The following is a 16775-nucleotide window of genomic DNA, read 5'->3' on the forward strand; positions in this document are numbered from 1 at the left end:
TGAGTAGTTTTGGAATGGAGGGTGATGTGATTGACGATCTCTAACATTCGAATTGGCTTATTTATTTTAGCAATCGTCTTTATTGTTCTTGTTTTCTTTTATTGGAGAAATGAAGAGTTGTACGAGGAGAAGAAACAACGAATTCGAAAAACGTGGTACGGTTTGTTCATAACATCAGTCACAGTTTATTTCACGATAAAAGGAATAGATTTAACCCTCTGGAAAAATCTTTTAATGTTTACTGCGATGGTAATTTTCGTTGATATTGCATTCATTTTGACACCAAATATTTCAGAAATATGGGGCGCAAAATTCAGCGATATTGGAAAGACGGTCCAATCAATTAAAAGGTCATTAATTGCTTCAAAAGCAAGAGGAGAAATATATACGACAATTATTCAAAATGTGAATCCAACAGCCTTTGGGACAATGGAATGGCATACGGAAGAGGAATATACAAAAAGCTTAAACACATTTTTAGATTCATATGGGGAAAAGATTGGTGCGAAAATTGTTGTATTTGAAGCGGTGAAGGAATTAAATACAAACTTTCGTGGTATCCGCTCTCAATTTAGTATTATTGTTCCATTAGAACACATCGAGCAATTGAATGAGCAGAAAGCGGTGCAAGTAGAAAATGTCGGAATTATACCAGCAAAAATAGTTAGTGATGTTTTCATTGTTATTGATGGGAAGAAAAATAACCTTCAAGATCGAGATTTTGAAAATGTATATAATTTAACAATTCATCATAGTTATTTTAGTAAATAAGGACAGAATCTTTTTCTGTCCTTTTCACCTATACATAAAGGGAGAACAAATTCAGACAAGCTTGTATAAAATTGGACAATCATTCCTACACTAGCACGTAGAGGTGATTGTAGTGATAAAAGATTATGACAATGATTTTTTTAAAGAAGATAATGAAGATACAACAGATTTCTCTTTAATAAAAGGAGATACTTTGCAGCAAGTAGAAGAGTTAGAAGAAGAATTAAAAAGAAAATGATACGTGTACACTCTGTCTGCATTTGCTATATAATATAAATAAAAGGCTGTATCTTTTTGAAAAGGGGGAGAAGAGATGGCAGAAGTAAATGCTCAAAAATCTTCGTTTTTTAAAACTAAAAAAGAAGAATCAAATACAGATTTCTCTCTTGTGAAAGGTGCATTAACAGAAAATATAAATCGTTTAGAAAAACTTATGGATAGTAATAGTTCGAAATATGCTCGAGTGAAAAAAATAAAGGAAAATGCATAAGAGCATTTTCCTTTATTTTTCATTTTGCATTAAACTTTTCTTTTACTTTTAAAGGTAAATCCGCTTTTTGAATTTCTTCATAGGATTTTACTTCAATCGATGATATTTCATTTTTATCTTTATTTTCTTGGTCTACATAAATGCACAAAAATGCCTTTTCATTTAATTTTTGATCGTTTGATTGTTTTTTACTTCTAAATGTAATTTGTTTTCTTACTCCATCTTCATCATATGCCGGCAATGTGTAGTTCCGTAAGTTTCTACCTTCTATCTTTTCAATAAACCCTTCACCTTTTATCTGTACGTAATATACATCCTTACCGATTCTATTTAGAGAAGCTCTTTCACACCCGATAGTTAAGTTGCAAAATAATAAACTTAGTGTAATAACAGATAAAATTTTTTTCATTTTCATTATCTCCTTTAAATTATGTATTTAAAGTATACGATTATTTTTTTTATAGAAAAATCGATTTTGATTACAGCACTCTTACAATCTTGTAAGAGTATAGCTTATTTACACTAAATTAAAAAATATGAGGATGGAATGAATAGGTTATAATGAATTTTTGAAATCTTAAAATAAAAGTAAAATAATGAATCATGGTATAATAATAAAGGACGTACATATTATTTTGTCAATTGGAGAGGAGCTTAAAAATGTATTCTACTTTAGAACAATTAACAAAGCACCCTGTATTTTATCATTTTGCAGAAATTTCAAAGATTCCTAGAGGATCAGGTAATGAAAAAGAAATTAGTGATTACTTAGTGAGTTTCGCAAAGGAACGTAATTTAGAAGTTATTCAAGACGAAGCATTAAATGTCATTATAAAAAAAGAAGCTACTTCTGGTTATGAGAATGTTCCAGCTATTATCATTCAGGGGCACTCTGATATGGTGTGTGAAAAAAACCAAGCGACAGTTCATGATTTTGAGAAAGATCCAATTGAATTAAGAATTATTGGAGATATGTTATATGCAAACGAAACTACTTTAGGTGCGGATAATGGTATTGCCGTTGCATATGCATTAGCATTATTAGATTCAACAGACATCCCGCATCCAGCTTTAGAAGTTGTTATTACAACTGAAGAAGAAACGACAATGGGCGGTGCATTCGCTGTTGATTCAAATCATTTTGACGGAAAAATATTTATTAATATTGATTCTGAAGAAGATCATAAATTACTAGTGAGTAGCGCAGGTGGTGCGAAAGCAGTTGAAACGATTTCAGTGATTTGGGATGAAGCGTCAGTAGATATGGACACATACCGACTATATGTTGGGGGACTTAAAGGTGGACATTCTGGTTTGGAAATTGATAAACAACGCGGTAATGCGAATAAAGTATTAGGACGAGTTTTACGTGATTTATCACTTCACATTCAGTTTAATATGAGTGAAGTTCATGGCGGCTTAAAAACAAATGCAATTCCGCGTGAAAGTGTAGCTACAATTTTATTACGTGCAGAAGATGTACAGCAAGTAGAAGAAAAACTAAAATCATGGACACGTATGTTACAAGAAGAGCTACGTGCTGTTGATCCGGATGTTCATGTTTCACTTACAAAAGTAGAAGAAAAGGCGGAAAAAGTCTTTTCTAAAGAAACACAAAAACAGCTTATTTCTTCATTATTCTTAATTCCAAATGGTATACAAAGTATGAGCATGGATATTAAAGGTCTTGTAGAAAGCTCAACTAATTTAGGAGTTATTCAAACACTGCAAGATGAGATTAAATTACGAAGCGAAGTGAGAAGTTCTGTAAGTAGCTTAAAACAACATATTGTAGATGAAATTAAGTATATTGCGGAATTAGTAGGGGCAACATTTGAAAAAGAGTCTGAATATCCAGAGTGGCCATATAATCCTAATTCGCCTATCCGTAATCTATTCGAAAAAGTGCACCAAGAAAAATACAGCAAAGATGCTGAAATCTTCGCAGTACATGCAGGAATTGAGTGCAGTGTATTTGTTCAAAAAATGCCTGAGTTAGATGCTATTTCATTCGGTCCAGATATCTTTAATGTTCACACTCCAGATGAACATATTAGTATTTCTTCTGTTGTGAATAACTGGGGATTTTTCGTTGATGTAATGCAGGGAACGAAAGAATTAGCTAAGTAATAAAAGACGGAATAAAAAGCAGCCTAAATTTATAGGTTGCTTTTTTGTATAGAATTTTATGTGAAGCAAAATAATGGCCAAGAAATTTACCTATTGTTGATTTAAAATAAAGTTTGATAAAAAGATCTATTTTGCAGAGTATCTCTTTCTTCAACAATCGGGCCATTTAATTGAATAAGACTACACAAAAAGTCGCTTTCCTTTACCTAAGGAAAGCGACTTTTTAGATTGGTTTTCCCCTTATTATCAAGCTTTTTACTTTAAGTTCCTTTGACTAATAAGGTTTACTTCAGTAAAATAAGGTATATTATATTTGTTGAATAGATTCTCTTTAAAGACAAGAAAAGTAGGTGAACAAAGTGGGGAAATATCAATTGGATTACAAAGGTCAGGCAGCTGTGGCAAAGTTTCATGAAAAACAGACGCCTGCCAAATTTGATAAAAAGCAGCAACTTGAAAAATTGCGTGCGGAGTATTTGGAAAAGAAGCAAAAACAAACAGATAAATAATACGTTATGTTTTTCTGAATTTTCTTTATGTAATGCAAACAAACACAAGAAAATAGGTAAGTTATTCATCGTTCAAATATATACAGGCTATTTTTTCAAGCCTCTTACTTAATGAACTAAAAAGTCGATTCCTTGAGATGGAAATCGGCTTTTTTAATAAGTGACATTTCCTTAGCGTTGTAAATCCGCATTTTCCTGATACTACCCCAAGAAGTAATTGAGGATAATGTATATACCACAGTCGGGCGCTTTAATTGAGTAAGGTTCACAAAAATTATCAAACTTTTTTATAAAAGGATGATTCAATTGAATATAGAAAAAGCGTGTTTTGATCAATCTTTTTTTCAAAACACGCTTTTTCTATTCGCTCTTTTATCAAGGTTTATTAAGTTAATTTAATCAAACTTTATTCAAAAGCTACACCTATGTAAAGTTCTACTGTAATATTATACCCCCCCTTGATAAGGAGAAAGTATTACTACACAAGTGTCATGTGAATTTCATGTACCGTAATTTAAATAAAAAAATAAAGAGTTTCAAAAAAATATAAAATGGTTTTCTTGTCCGCACTCTCGGATTTATTATAACTTGGTTAATTTGACTTGTGTAATTTATTACGTTATGATTTTTCATTATAACTGAAAGGCTTGAAGATAATGATTCGTCGTTTGAAAAAGTTTAAAAATGTCGCTGTCGTATTAAGCTTCTAAGTAAATTGCAAAAATCTACAATACTTAGAAGCGAGGAATATAGTTATGAAGCATCCATTATTTAATCATTGGTCTGAAACAAAGTATTTAAAAGATATAGTAACAAATCCACTCATTGAAGTAGGAGAGTACTCCTATTATTCAGGGTATTATGGAAATCAAAATTTTGAAGATGGTTGTGTAAGGTATTTATGGGGCGATGCTAAGTCCCAAGCACTGTTCAATCCAATTGAACAGATGGGTTGGCATCTTGATAAACTTATTATTGGAAATTATGTTTGTATTGCAAGTGGCGTTATCATTTTAATGGGTGGTAATCATAATCATCACTCAGAATGGATTACAGTGTATCCATTCGCTGAGCAAATAGAACATTCATATGAACCGAAGGGCGATACAATCATTAAAAGTGATGCCTGGATTGGAATGAATGCTATTATAATGCCAGGCGTTACAATCGGTGAAGGTGCTATCGTTGCAGCAGGATCTGTCGTAAGTAAAGATGTTCCGCCATATACGATAGTGGGCGGTAATCCTGCTAAGGAAATAAAGAAACGGTTCACTGATACAGAAATGAATATGCTAATGGAAATGCGTTGGTATGATTGGGATAGAGAGTTGATTGAGAAGGCAATTCCTCTTTTATCTAGTCCAGCCATTGAACCATTATTTGCTTTTTATAAAAATGAAGTAAAAAATAAATAAATCAGCTAGAAAAACTACATTCAATATAGGATGTAGTTTTTTTATTATTTGTACTAGAAACAATTATGAAATAATCTCCCCATTATGGTTTAGTTTTTATAAATTATCTTAAGAAAAATTAAGAAATATAACCAGTAGTTCTTAATATGTTTTATTTATAATTCAAATGATTACACAAAATTGTTTCTTCATTTTCCCTTCAAGGTGTTCCATCACGAATTACTCGCCCGGAGGTAGAAAAGGTAGCTTATATGTTAGAAGTTTCAGCGATACTCCAAAAGCATCCACCTGAAGTATCTAGTGGGCAGCAACATGTATACTTGTGCATGAGCCAGCCATTATAAAGTTTATAATGGCTGCAGCAATAATTCTTTTTTGTGAGATGGCGAAAAGGGATTTTTTATGTGCAATTCATTGTGTTTTCTTAACAAAACACCTAGTGCTTTCTTATCTTAAAGGGGAACATATTTATTACTTAGTTTGTCTATTACGTGTATTACTAAAAATGGATATTCAAATTAAATACAATAAATCCCGTTTGATACCTATTTTTATGTATTACAAAAGTATGAAAGGACTTATTATTTTGAAAAATAAAAGGATGTGTATTGGTGGTGGACAAGTTTAATACTTTTACAGATGAAGCATTGCAAGTGGAAACGAAAAAGACATAACTCAAACAGTAGCTTATCAATCATACAAACGTAGGAGGATATATATGATGAAACCAGTTGTAGACGTGAAAAACGTTCAAAAAGTGTACGGTAAAAAAGCTGAGAATCAATCACACGCATTAAAAGGTGTTTCATTCTCGATTCAAGAGGGGGAGTTTGTCGGTATTATGGGGCCATCTGGTTCTGGCAAAACAACATTATTAAATGTAATTTCAACACTTGATAAAGCGACAGGTGGTGTTATTGAAATTGCAGGAACGGATATTACGAAAATGAAACAAGGTGAGCTTTCAGATTTCCGTTCACAAAAATTAGGGTTCATTTTCCAAGATTTTAACTTATTAGAGAACTTATCTATTTATGAAAACATTGCACTTCCACTTTCCCTTCAAGGTGTTCCATCACGAAATATTGGGCCGAAAGTAGAAAGGGTAGCTGATATGTTAGGAATTTCAGCAATACTTCAAAAGTATCCATCTGAAGTATCTGGTGGACAGAAACAGCGTTCAGCAGCAGCACGTGCACTTGTGCATGAGCCGGCAATTATTTTAGGGGACGAGCCAACAGGAGCTCTTGATTCTAAAAATGCAACAAGTTTACTTGATGCAATGACAAACTTAAATAAAAAACAAGGTGTATCTATTATGATGGTTACACATGATCCATACAGTGCAAGTTACTGTCAGCGTATTTTATTCATTCAAGATGGTGAGTTATATAAAGAAATTCACCGTAATGGTACACGTGAAGAGTTTTACAAAGAAATTTTAGACGTGCTTGCAGACTTAGGCACACAAAAAGCATAAGAAAGGAGGTTTGGGCATGTTATTTAAACTTTCCATGTCAGGGCTAAAAAGTAAGTTACAAGATTATATTGTATTACTTATTGGTCTAATTGTATCTATTTCAACTTTCTATATGTTTCAAACGCTATCACTAAATAAAACGTTCCTTGAATCTAATGCAAACGTTGGTCCTATTGTATTAATATTCCAAATAGGTTCCTTTTTATTAGCGATTGTAACATTTTTTTACATTATGTATGCAAACTCTTTCTTATTATCTCTTCGCCAAAAAGAGTTTGGTATGTATATGATGTTAGGAGCAAAAAAGTATAAAGTTACATTACTGATGTTCCTTGAAACAATTGTATTAGGTGCGGCATCACTTGTAATTGGGATCACAATTGGTGTAGGACTTGCAGAAGGTATCGGACAGTCATTAATGAAACAATTGGAGTTAACTGGAGAAGGTTACAAAGCTTTGTACATTCCATCTATGGTTGCTACTTGCATCTTCTTCTTTGCATTATTTGTACTATCAGCAAGTATGAATAGTATTAAATTATCACGTATTTCTGTATTACAACTTGTACATGCAGATGCACAAACAGAGCATGTCGCGGTAAAAGGAAAAATGACAGTTGTAGTTGCATTCCTTGGTCTGATTTTGTTAGGTATTGGTTATGCATCACTGCTCTATATACCACAGGCAAAAAATCTAGGAACCGTTCCTACATTAATGGCTCTTGGATTAATCGCAGCAACTGTTAGTACTTACATGTTGTTTGGATCACTTCTCCCAGTTATGATTAAAAAATTAAAAAGTAATAAAAAGCGTAGTGAAAAAAGGCTTAATGCTTTTACCTTTGCTCAATTAAACTTCCGCATTAATGGCCTAACAAATGTGCTTGCGACGGTAGCGATCTTAGTAGCCCTTGGAGCAGGTGGAATTGCGTGTGGTATGGCATTTAAAAATGACGTTTTAAAGCAGACTGATAAAGGAACAATTTACGATTCGGTAGTTCATAATCCAACAGCAGAAGAAAAGAACATTTTGAGTAGTATTTTATTTCAAGAGAAACTTGAATATCGTTACAAAGTAGATGATAAGTATGTTTATTATATAAAAGAAGAGCTAGAGAACAATCGTCCTTTAGTAAAAGATAGAAAAAATGAGAAGATAATGAAAGTTTCAGAAGAGATTCCCATGGATGCATTTGCATTGTCAAGACAATGGGGTAAAGAGGATGCGGAATCAAAACAATGGAGAGAAGCTTTCGAAACAATTCAGCCAAATTATATACATCCTGATCATAAAATAAAAATTGTAGATCAAAACATATACGATAGTATGAAAGATACAGAAAATACGGTGTTTATTGGGAAAACAGATGTTTTTGGAGCATACGTAAAAGAATGGAAAAAAATTGATGAATTGCAGGTAGCTAAATATAAAAATGTGAAAGTGGAAGAACTGGATAGTAAGTATCAAACATATAAGGTGAATCAAAGTTTTTCCAGCGGACTAATGTTTATGGGGTTCTTCGTTGGAATTGCGTTTTTAGCAATGATGGCAAGTTGCTTAATGTTTAAAATTCTATCTGGCGCATCTAAAGATAGTATACGTTATCAAATGCTTCGTAAAATTGGTGTTCGCCGGGAATTATTAACACAATCGATTTATAAGGAGTTATCCTTCGTATTCTTAGTCCCAGCAATTATCGGTATTGTTCACATATTAGTTGGTATGAATATGTTTGGCCCTCTTTTAATCGATCCGTATTTTCGAATTTGGTTACCAATTGTTATTTTCATAGTGATTTACTCAATTTACTACTGGATTACAGTTCAATTGTATAAAAGAATTGTACTTCCGAAAGAAGGTTAATGTAATAATGTTATGTATACTAAGTATCATCATAATTGCCCCCCGTTATGATGAAGGGAAAGGCAGTGGGAAAATAGTATCGTTCCTACATTGAGTACTACTTTAACCTTATTTGTAGGAACTCTTGCACTATCCCCTTACAATAAAATTGAATAATCATCCCATATTAATTGTTAACTATAACCGGAATTTTGACAGGATGGAACAATTATCAAAATAATATCTTGTATAAATTGTGTCTATTATAGCTATCATTTAAAATTGGGTCTGCACCAAAAGAGTGTAAATAAACATAAAACTTGTAAACCTTATTCATCATAAGGATTATCGTTTTAGAAAAGGAGTGTGTGTTGAAAAAATTTTTAAAGGTAATTTTAATCTTATTAGTAATATTTATAGGAATTATGTTGGGAAGCATAATTTTAAATAAAACATATCATACAGAGTTTAAGTCTTTAGATAACACGGATCAAAAGATGTTAAAAGAATTAGCTACTATTTATAAGAGCTTTGAAGAATCGAGTGATAAACTTTGGAACGAAGATTATCGCTTCGAAAAAATGCCATTGGTTCTGATACGTAGTAATAAAGACGGGGGATTCTTTAGACAAGAAGCTTATGCAGTTAATGTAACGGGATTAGAAAATAGTATTTTTGCAAAGGAAATAAAAGTCTCAAATTCTCTGCATCTACCTAAAGTCTATCGCTTAACTCGTTTTGATTTTAGAACTATTTCTACCTGGTTTCCTTGTAACTTTGGGACAATAAATATTAATGATATGGATGTATTTTATTTAAAATATCATCCTAAAATGTTTAGTAATCCAGATTTATATTTTGATTTTTCATCTTTCTTATTACATGAAGGTTCTCATGCTTATAAACAAAAAGATTGGACATATGATGCAAATGGTGGAGAGTTTATTCACGAATATCCGATTAATAAAGAAAATTACGCGCTAATGGGATTAGAATTTAAGCTATTAGATAAAGCAATGATTGATACAAGACCAGAAAGTATTAATCAGGCATTATATGATTGGACAATTGTACGTAACTATCGCTATAAAAAATGGCCTCAATTAATTGGAGAAACAAAAACTGAAGCAATAGAAGGTTCAGCACGATACTTAGAGTATCGTTATAGTAAGTTAACTGGTGGAAATCTTATGGTACTTGCAAAGAAACAGAAGCCATATCATGTTACTTTTATGGAGGCGTTCAACTTCGTTGCTAATGGACAGGCAGAATCTCCAAAGTTTTTAGAGCGGAATATGAGATATGAGACTGGTTCAGCCCTTGAATTAAGCATGGACAAAGCAAATATTCCATGGAAAGAAGCTATTGAAGATAGTGCAACCAAACAAGGAAAGACACCATATGAAGTATTAAATACGTACTTTAATATAAATAATACGCCCACAATTGAAAATAAAATCAAAGAAATTAAAGAGAACAATGACTATGAAACACTTTTAGAACAAGGAGAAAAACTGGTTAAAATAAGTAACGAGTAAAGAAAATAAGATTTGAAAAAGAATTTCCTTTAATGAGCGTATTGAAGAGGATTCTTTTTTCATTTTATAAGTTATATAAACTACAGGTGTAATCAAAAAAGTTTAATTAAAAGAAGGAATCTCAAAATAATTATTTTTTATTAAAAGCTAAATTTAATGAAGAAGAAAACTTATTAATTGTAAATGGATCTAAAGAAAATTTCGAACAATATTTAAGACATTATCTTTTATACCGATTATGTTATTTTGGCGCTTTTAATTGCAAGTATATACTAAAAAGAGGATAGAAATGTACCCCCTGCTTTTGCCTTTAGTTGTTCAATACGAGAAAAATGTGGAGGAATATGATGGAGTCAAAAATTCTTATTGTTGATGATGATAAAGAGATTAGAAATCTTATCTCTGTTTATTTGGAAAATGAAGGTCTGAAAACTCAAAAGGCAGAAGATGCTATTGAAGCTTTAAAATTGTTAGAAGAAAAGAAGTTCGATCTTATTATTTTGGATATTATGATGCCTAATATGGATGGTATTGAAGCATGTATGAAAATTAGGGAAGAACGAAATATGCCTATTATCATGCTATCTGCAAAATCAGAGGATATAGACAAAATTCAGGGGCTAGCGTCTGGTGCCGATGATTATTTATCAAAACCGTTTAACCCGTTGGAGTTAATCGCTAGAGTAAAATCCCAACTAAGAAGGTTTAAAAAATACAATACGCATACAGATAATAATAAAAGCATCTTAGAAATTGGTGATTTAACCGTGAATACAGATACACGTCAAGTATGGGTAAGAGGAACGGAAGTAAGGCTAACTCCAAAAGAGTTCGATATACTCAAACTACTTGCTCGTAACAAAGGAATTGTTCTCAGTGTTGCAAAAATATATGAAGCAGTTTGGAAAGATGCTTTTTATAAATCGGATAATACTGTCATGGTGCATATTACAAAAATAAGAGACAAAATTGAAGAGGATTCTAAACATCCAATTTATATTAAAACTGTTTGGGGAATTGGGTACAAAATATGAAGAAGGTTAGTTTTAGAAATAAGATAATTATAAAACTTCTTGGTGCTGTTGCAGTTAGTTTTTTTGTTTCGTTTGGTTTAACAATCCTCACTTTTCTATATGTCATAATACCATTAAATCTAAATCACTATCTTGATGATCTTAGTACATTCGAAAATAATATGCTTACATTTCTTATATTCGCGTTAGCAATCTTTACTTTTATAATCATTTTTTTGATATTGGTTCGAAAGAAAATAATATATTTAAAGCTCATTTCTGATAGTGTTAATGATATTGCCAATGGAAAGCTGGGTTTGACAATTGGGATTGAGGGAAAGGATGAATTGACTCATCTTGCTCAAAATATTAATTATATGTCCAAGGAATTGGAGAATACATTTGAACAGGAAAGACAATTGGAACGTACAAAAAATGAACTCATAACCAACGTATCTCATGACTTACGCACACCGTTGACATCTATTATCGGCTATGTAGATTTATTAAAAAGAGGGCAATACGACAGTAAAGCACAATTACAGGAGTATCTCGAAACCACTTATTTAAAATCACAGAGATTGAAATATCTAATTGATGAACTATTTGAGTACACCCGTTTATCAGACATCGATGCTAAGTTAAACATTAACGAAGTTGATTTATCAGGCTTGTTGGAGCAAATAGTTGGAGAATATATTCCTATATTTGAAAAGGCAGGTTTAAGTGTTCAAAAATCAATAACGGAAGAAACAATACCTATTTTCATGGATGTAGAAAAAATGGTACGTGTTTATGAAAATCTGTTTATGAATGCGATAAAGTACAGCATGAAACCATCCGAATTATCAATATGTCTTGAGCTAATAGGTAACAAAGCAATTTTGAAAGTATCAAATAAAGTCGAGAAGCCGCCTGTTAGCGATCCTAATAAATTATTTGAAAGGTTTTTCAGGGGTGATAAGGCCAGAAAAGATGATCAAGGAAATGGACTGGGACTCGCTATTTCAAAAAGAATTGTTGAACTTCATAATGGTAATATACATGCAGAATATAAAGTAGGCTGGATGTCCTTTATTGTTGAACATCCAATTAAATAGAATGGCTTATGGAATGAAAGGTTCCATAAGCTTTTTTTTAAAACTTAAGAAACTTCTTAAGTTAATAATTCAAGTAGGCCATTCATAGTAGACATGATACTGATAAGTTAATTTGATTTATTATTATAAAGTGATTAACCGAATAAAGGGGAAGTTCATTGATATGAATAATGTAAGAGACGATAGTAAATTTAGCAACCAGTGTGTTTTGGTATTCAACCGGGGCACACTGGTTTTATTTTTTTATAAATGTGGAACAAATGTATTACTTAGATTGTCTATTAAGTGTAATCCTAAAAGATATGAAAGTACAGATCATTTCGAAAAATACAAAGGTATTAAAAAGAGGGATATGTGTGGGAACACTAAGTGTCAGTGTGCCTAAAAGGGTGGGATGAGATGGTCTATATGAAAGTGGTTCTAATGTCTTATACGTATATAGAATTTGATAAGGCTGTCTATTTTTTGGAGGATTATGTTAAAATAACGTTTTTTTGAGTACAAAGATATTGGAGGTAACAGAAGTGAAAAGTATGTTTTGCAAGAGATTTATTACAATAGTAACAGTGCTTACACTATTTTGTAGCATGGCCGTTACATTTGGAAGAGCATCAGCGGAAACAGTTCCTGCTATAGACGTAGAAGCAGGATCAGCAATTTTAGTAGAAGCAAATTCCGGGAAAATTTTATATCAAAAAAATGCAGATGAATCATTAGCAATTGCTAGTATGACAAAAATGATGAGTGAATACTTAGTTCATGAAGCGGTGGATAAAGGAAAACTTAAATGGGATCAAAAAGTTAAAATTTCTGAATATGCATATAAGATTTCGCAAGATCGCTCATTATCAAACGTTCCATTAGAAAATGGTGGCTCTTATACGGTCAAAGAGTTATATGAGGCAATGGTAATCTACTCTGCAAACGGTGCAACAATTGCTTTAGCTGAAGAGATTGCTGGAAAAGAAGTCAATTTCGTGAAAATGATGAACGATAAATCAAAAGAGTTTGGAATGAAAAATTATAAATTTGTAAACTCTACAGGTTTAACAAACCATGATTTAAAAGGACATCACCCAGAAGGGACAACTCCAGACGAGAAAAATAAAATGTCCGCAAGAGATTGTGCGATTTTAGCACAACGTCTTATTCAAGATTTCCCGAAAATATTAGATACAGCAAAAATCCCTAAAAAAACATTCCAAAAGGGTGGCAAGTATCCGATTGATATGACGAACTTTAACTGGATGTTAAAAGGCTTAATTAAGCAATACGAAGGTGTAGATGGGTTAAAAACAGGAACTACTCCAGAAGCCGGAGATTGTTTTACTGGTACAGTAGAAAAAAACGGTATGCGTCTAATCTCTGTAGTTATAAAAGCAAACTCTCATACAGCACGTTTTGATGAAACAAAGAAATTATATGATTATGGATTTGCAAATTTTGAAGTGAAGAAGGTCTATGAAAAAGATTCAGTAGTAAAAGGTCATGAAACAGTGCGAGTAGCAAATGCAAAGGACAAAGATATAGTTGTTCAAACGAAGCAAGCTGTTTCACTTCCAATGCCAAAGGGCAACAAAGACGTTTATAAAAAAGAATTTAAAGTATCGAATAAAGAACAAGAAGCGCCTATTAAAAAAGATGTAACAATTAGTAAAATGACTATATCACCTAAAGATAGTACAGATCCTGGATTTTTATCAGGTAAATCATTACAAGTAGACCTTGTAACAAAATCTGAAGTAGAACAAGCAAATTGGTTTACACGTTTAATGCGCGAAATAGGATCTTTCTTTAGCGGTATGTGGAATAGTGCGGTTGATATAGTAAAAGGCTAACTTTGTAGGATAAAACTAAATATTAGCCTGAAATAAAAGGTTTCAAAGTATTATAGATTCTTATGTGGATGGCTTGGAATGGAAGATTGCATTAATTCTCAAATCTGGTTCTTCGGAACTTTCGGTATTGCAATCAAGCTAAGGTAAATTTGTATCCATATAATCAAAAAACGCTATTCTTTTTGTAGAAATATACAGAAAGGATGGCGTTTATTATGAATTGTTCGATTCAAAGGGTTCTGGTGCAAGGCTAGTTTAATAAAGTTACATGATGAAAACACATTCATTATTCCATCAAGTGACAATAAAAATAAATACCTGGTACTTATTCCTGTTATTAAATTTTATAAAAATTTAATAAAATCTTTTCTTCTTATTAAATATTTTGTTTTAAATTAATTATATAAAGAAATGGAGGCCGAAAAATGAATTTTTTAAAGAAATTTAAGTATCTTTTTATAGTGTTTGTCCCTATGTATATAGTTATTCTTTAATTTCAATCGAATAAAAAAGCAAGGTATTCGAGAAAAAAGTACGGTACCATACAGAGAAAACGCTCTCCCATACAAAAGTAAACTGTACCGAAAGTGATAAAAGCGAATGTTATATGGAGGGAACCCCCTAATAATTTCACCTGAAAATCGGTAATTAATGAAACAAACAATAACAAGATGATACATGATTACGAGTTAATATCCCCAAAAGATAGGATTACTAGTGACAATCTTTGATACTGACAATTGAGGTGACGTCGATGAGAGGGACATTAATAAAAAGTGGAGTATTTATTTTAGTTTTAACAGGAGGGCTATATCTTACAAAATACGCATATGACCATCATACTAACCGAGTTAAAGTAAGAGACACGATTCAACAAATATCAATAGAGCATGGTATACCACCATGGATTCCTTTATCTATTGCATTCCATGAAAGTAAGTTTGATCGAAACGCAATTGGAGATCAGGGCACATCATTTGGACTGTTTCAGCTTCATCGAGGTGGACTAGCACCTAAAGATTTAACGAACGAAGATTTGAAAAATGCAGAAACCAATACTCGAATTGCAATATCTAATATGATAAATGCATATAACCGTGGTTTACAGCAAAATTTAAAAGGACCAGAGCTATTAAAATATGTTGCTAATACCTCAGGGTGGCCTGGGAATAAGGGTGTTCAATGGACAAATAAGCAGACAGACTATAACGAGGGTTTAGAAAACAGTTTTAAAATGTTTTCTAAACGACAATACGATTTTATAGAATGAAATTTCTTTTTTCTTTCTATTATTATATAACTTATGCCTAAATACGAAAGTTCCCTAAAACAGATACATAGATTGACTTTGTACTGCTTATATTAGGAATTTAAAGAAACAATATGTATAATTCTCCCACTACAATAGTATAGTGGCCTTTATTAACAGCAAAATCTACAATTTACAAGGAGAACATTTTATGAGTAAGAGAATAAAAGAATTAGATTCCATACGAGGGTTAGCGGCACTTACAGTGGTATTTGGACATTTTTGTTTAATGCTACCATCGTTGCCTAATTCTATTAAATTTTCCCCGCTTAGGTTTTTATGGGCTGGCGGGGAAGCTGTAATCGTTTTTTATGTACTAAGTGGTTTTGTGTTATCTATGGCACTTTATCATTCAAAAACAAATTATTGGGGATATTTAATTAAGCGATTTGTACGAATCTATATTCCTTATTATTTTTGGATAATCATTACCTTTGCTTTATTTATTTTGTTCTCGCCGTATGAAGTGGCTGGACTACGGGATTGGTTCTATGATAGATGGCAAGGGTCTATAACAAAAATAGATATTATAAACCATTTTGTGCTTCTTAATAACTTTTTTACGGAAAATTATAATCCAGTTATCTGGTCATTGGCTCAAGAAATGCGTATATCTATTGTGTTTCCGTTGTTATTCCTTCTTTTTTATAAACTGAGTTGGAAGAAAACGATACTATTTGCTTTGAGCTTTTCTTTAATTAGTGTTTTCCTTAATATGTTGCATATAGGGAAAGCAGAGGGATTTTATAATGGTTATGCCGATACACTGCATTTCACATCGATGTTTATGGTTGGAATGTTACTTTTTAAGCATCAGGAAAAGCTTATCTACTTATATAGGAATATGAAAAAATTTAATAAAGGATTTCTTATTGCATTAGGGGTTATTCTATATTTATATTCCATTTTAATTTATGGTTTTTCCCGTAATGATACTACTTTCTTATTAAAAGATTGGGGTGTCGTAATCGGTGTTAGTATATTTATAATAATGGCCATGAGTAACCTAAAAGTGAAAGCATTTTTAAATAAGAGTGTATTTGTATACTTAGGAGAAATTTCATACAGTATCTATTTGTGTCATTTTCCAATCATGATGGTACTATTTAAACTTTTGTATACAAAGATACCTATCTTTTTCCTTCTTGTTTTATGTATTTCAATGACAATACTTCTTTCTATAGTTTCGTATCATTTAATTGAAAAGAAATGTATCAACTGGGCAAAACAAAGAACAACAAATTTTCGGAAAAAAGTGTAATGCTTGAAGGGATTTTATTTCTTTAGTAAATATACGAATATTACCGATTCTTAAGTATATTAGGAATCGGTCAATTAC

General features: G+C 31.9%; 15 protein-coding genes. 14 read left to right on the plus strand and 1 reads right to left on the minus strand.

The features are described 5' to 3' along the window. Positions 1-30 precede the first annotated feature (30 nt). The 3 genes from I6L50_RS18435 to spoIISB all read left to right on the plus strand — a co-directional run bounded on the left by I6L50_RS18435 (position 31) and on the right by spoIISB (position 1261). Positions 31-771 (plus strand): type II toxin-antitoxin system SpoIISA family toxin, encoded by a 741-nt coding sequence (locus tag I6L50_RS18435; RefSeq protein WP_002032139.1) that lies wholly within the window; start codon positions 31-33, stop codon positions 769-771. A 112-nt stretch (positions 772-883) separates the two neighbouring features. Next, the gene (locus I6L50_RS18440; protein ID WP_000588712.1) at positions 884-1009 is read left to right on the plus strand and encodes a hypothetical protein; all 126 of its coding nucleotides are present in this window, start codon (positions 884-886) and stop codon (positions 1007-1009) included. Between the two features lie 75 nt (positions 1010-1084). After that, positions 1085-1261: a stage II sporulation protein SB gene (gene spoIISB, locus I6L50_RS18445; protein WP_002017052.1), complete on the plus strand. Its 177-nt coding sequence runs from the start codon at positions 1085-1087 to the stop codon at positions 1259-1261. A 19-nt stretch (positions 1262-1280) separates the two neighbouring features. On the opposite strand, the gene I6L50_RS18450 is transcribed toward spoIISB, so the two are convergent. Further along, positions 1281-1670, minus strand: a complete 390-nt coding sequence (locus tag I6L50_RS18450) for a YxeA family protein (protein ID WP_002085522.1) — start codon at positions 1668-1670, stop codon at positions 1281-1283. A gap of 251 nt (positions 1671-1921) precedes the next feature. Here I6L50_RS18450 and I6L50_RS18455 point away from each other — a divergent pair, with 251 nt between their 5' ends. From I6L50_RS18455 to I6L50_RS18505, 11 genes are all read left to right on the plus strand, one after another. Beyond that, positions 1922-3391, plus strand: coding sequence for an aminoacyl-histidine dipeptidase (locus I6L50_RS18455; protein ID WP_016102002.1), 1470 nt, complete (start codon positions 1922-1924; stop codon positions 3389-3391). Positions 3392-3750: 359 nt separating this feature from the next. Then, positions 3751-3900: a hypothetical protein gene (locus I6L50_RS18460; protein WP_187770547.1), complete on the plus strand. Its 150-nt coding sequence runs from the start codon at positions 3751-3753 to the stop codon at positions 3898-3900. Positions 3901-4655: 755 nt separating this feature from the next. Further along, positions 4656-5315 carry a CatB-related O-acetyltransferase gene (locus I6L50_RS18465; protein WP_061675943.1) on the plus strand — a complete coding sequence of 220 codons (660 nt, stop codon included), beginning with the start codon at positions 4656-4658 and terminating at the stop codon, positions 5313-5315. A gap of 718 nt (positions 5316-6033) precedes the next feature. Next, on the plus strand, positions 6034-6795 hold the full coding sequence (locus tag I6L50_RS18470) for an ABC transporter ATP-binding protein (RefSeq protein WP_219302278.1): 762 nt from the start codon (positions 6034-6036) through the stop codon (positions 6793-6795). A 16-nt stretch (positions 6796-6811) separates the two neighbouring features. Further along, positions 6812-8659 carry an FtsX-like permease family protein gene (locus I6L50_RS18475; protein WP_219302279.1) on the plus strand — a complete coding sequence of 616 codons (1848 nt, stop codon included), beginning with the start codon at positions 6812-6814 and terminating at the stop codon, positions 8657-8659. Between the two features lie 350 nt (positions 8660-9009). Beyond that, positions 9010-10176, plus strand: coding sequence for a hypothetical protein (locus I6L50_RS18480; RefSeq protein WP_219302280.1), 1167 nt, complete (start codon positions 9010-9012; stop codon positions 10174-10176). 347 nt (positions 10177-10523) lie between these two features. Next, the gene (locus I6L50_RS18485) at positions 10524-11210 is read left to right on the plus strand and encodes a response regulator transcription factor (protein WP_002085507.1); all 687 of its coding nucleotides are present in this window, start codon (positions 10524-10526) and stop codon (positions 11208-11210) included. Continuing rightward, positions 11207-12289, plus strand: a complete 1083-nt coding sequence (locus tag I6L50_RS18490) for a sensor histidine kinase (RefSeq protein ID WP_016101995.1) — start codon at positions 11207-11209, stop codon at positions 12287-12289. Before I6L50_RS18485 ends, I6L50_RS18490 begins: the two co-directional genes overlap by 4 nt. A gap of 524 nt (positions 12290-12813) precedes the next feature. Then, the gene (locus I6L50_RS18495; protein ID WP_307897004.1) at positions 12814-14127 is read left to right on the plus strand and encodes a D-alanyl-D-alanine carboxypeptidase family protein; all 1314 of its coding nucleotides are present in this window, start codon (positions 12814-12816) and stop codon (positions 14125-14127) included. A 754-nt stretch (positions 14128-14881) separates the two neighbouring features. Next, the gene (locus I6L50_RS18500; protein WP_002141806.1) at positions 14882-15397 is read left to right on the plus strand and encodes a transglycosylase SLT domain-containing protein; all 516 of its coding nucleotides are present in this window, start codon (positions 14882-14884) and stop codon (positions 15395-15397) included. A gap of 142 nt (positions 15398-15539) precedes the next feature. After that, positions 15540-16697 (plus strand): acyltransferase family protein, encoded by a 1158-nt coding sequence (locus tag I6L50_RS18505; protein WP_219302281.1) that lies wholly within the window; start codon positions 15540-15542, stop codon positions 16695-16697. Positions 16698-16775: the final 78 nt, after the last annotated feature.

The sequence above is a fragment of the Bacillus sp. FDAARGOS_1420 genome (genome assembly GCF_019344915.1).
Lineage (GTDB): Bacteria > Bacillota > Bacilli > Bacillales > Bacillaceae_G > Bacillus_A > Bacillus_A mycoides.

Coding starts and splice junctions, on each gene's coding strand:
- spoIISB (WP_002017052.1), top strand. CDS start 1,085: ATGGCAGAAGTAAATGCTCAAAAATCTTCGTTTTTTAAAACTAAAAAA.
- I6L50_RS18450 (WP_002085522.1), bottom strand. CDS start 1,670: ATGAAAAAAATTTTATCTGTTATTACACTAAGTTTATTATTTTGCAAC.
- I6L50_RS18455 (WP_016102002.1), top strand. CDS start 1,922: ATGTATTCTACTTTAGAACAATTAACAAAGCACCCTGTATTTTATCAT.
- I6L50_RS18465 (WP_061675943.1), top strand. CDS start 4,656: ATGAAGCATCCATTATTTAATCATTGGTCTGAAACAAAGTATTTAAAA.
- I6L50_RS18470 (WP_219302278.1), top strand. CDS start 6,034: ATGATGAAACCAGTTGTAGACGTGAAAAACGTTCAAAAAGTGTACGGT.
- I6L50_RS18475 (WP_219302279.1), top strand. CDS start 6,812: ATGTTATTTAAACTTTCCATGTCAGGGCTAAAAAGTAAGTTACAAGAT.
- I6L50_RS18485 (WP_002085507.1), top strand. CDS start 10,524: ATGGAGTCAAAAATTCTTATTGTTGATGATGATAAAGAGATTAGAAAT.
- I6L50_RS18490 (WP_016101995.1), top strand. CDS start 11,207: ATGAAGAAGGTTAGTTTTAGAAATAAGATAATTATAAAACTTCTTGGT.
- I6L50_RS18500 (WP_002141806.1), top strand. CDS start 14,882: ATGAGAGGGACATTAATAAAAAGTGGAGTATTTATTTTAGTTTTAACA.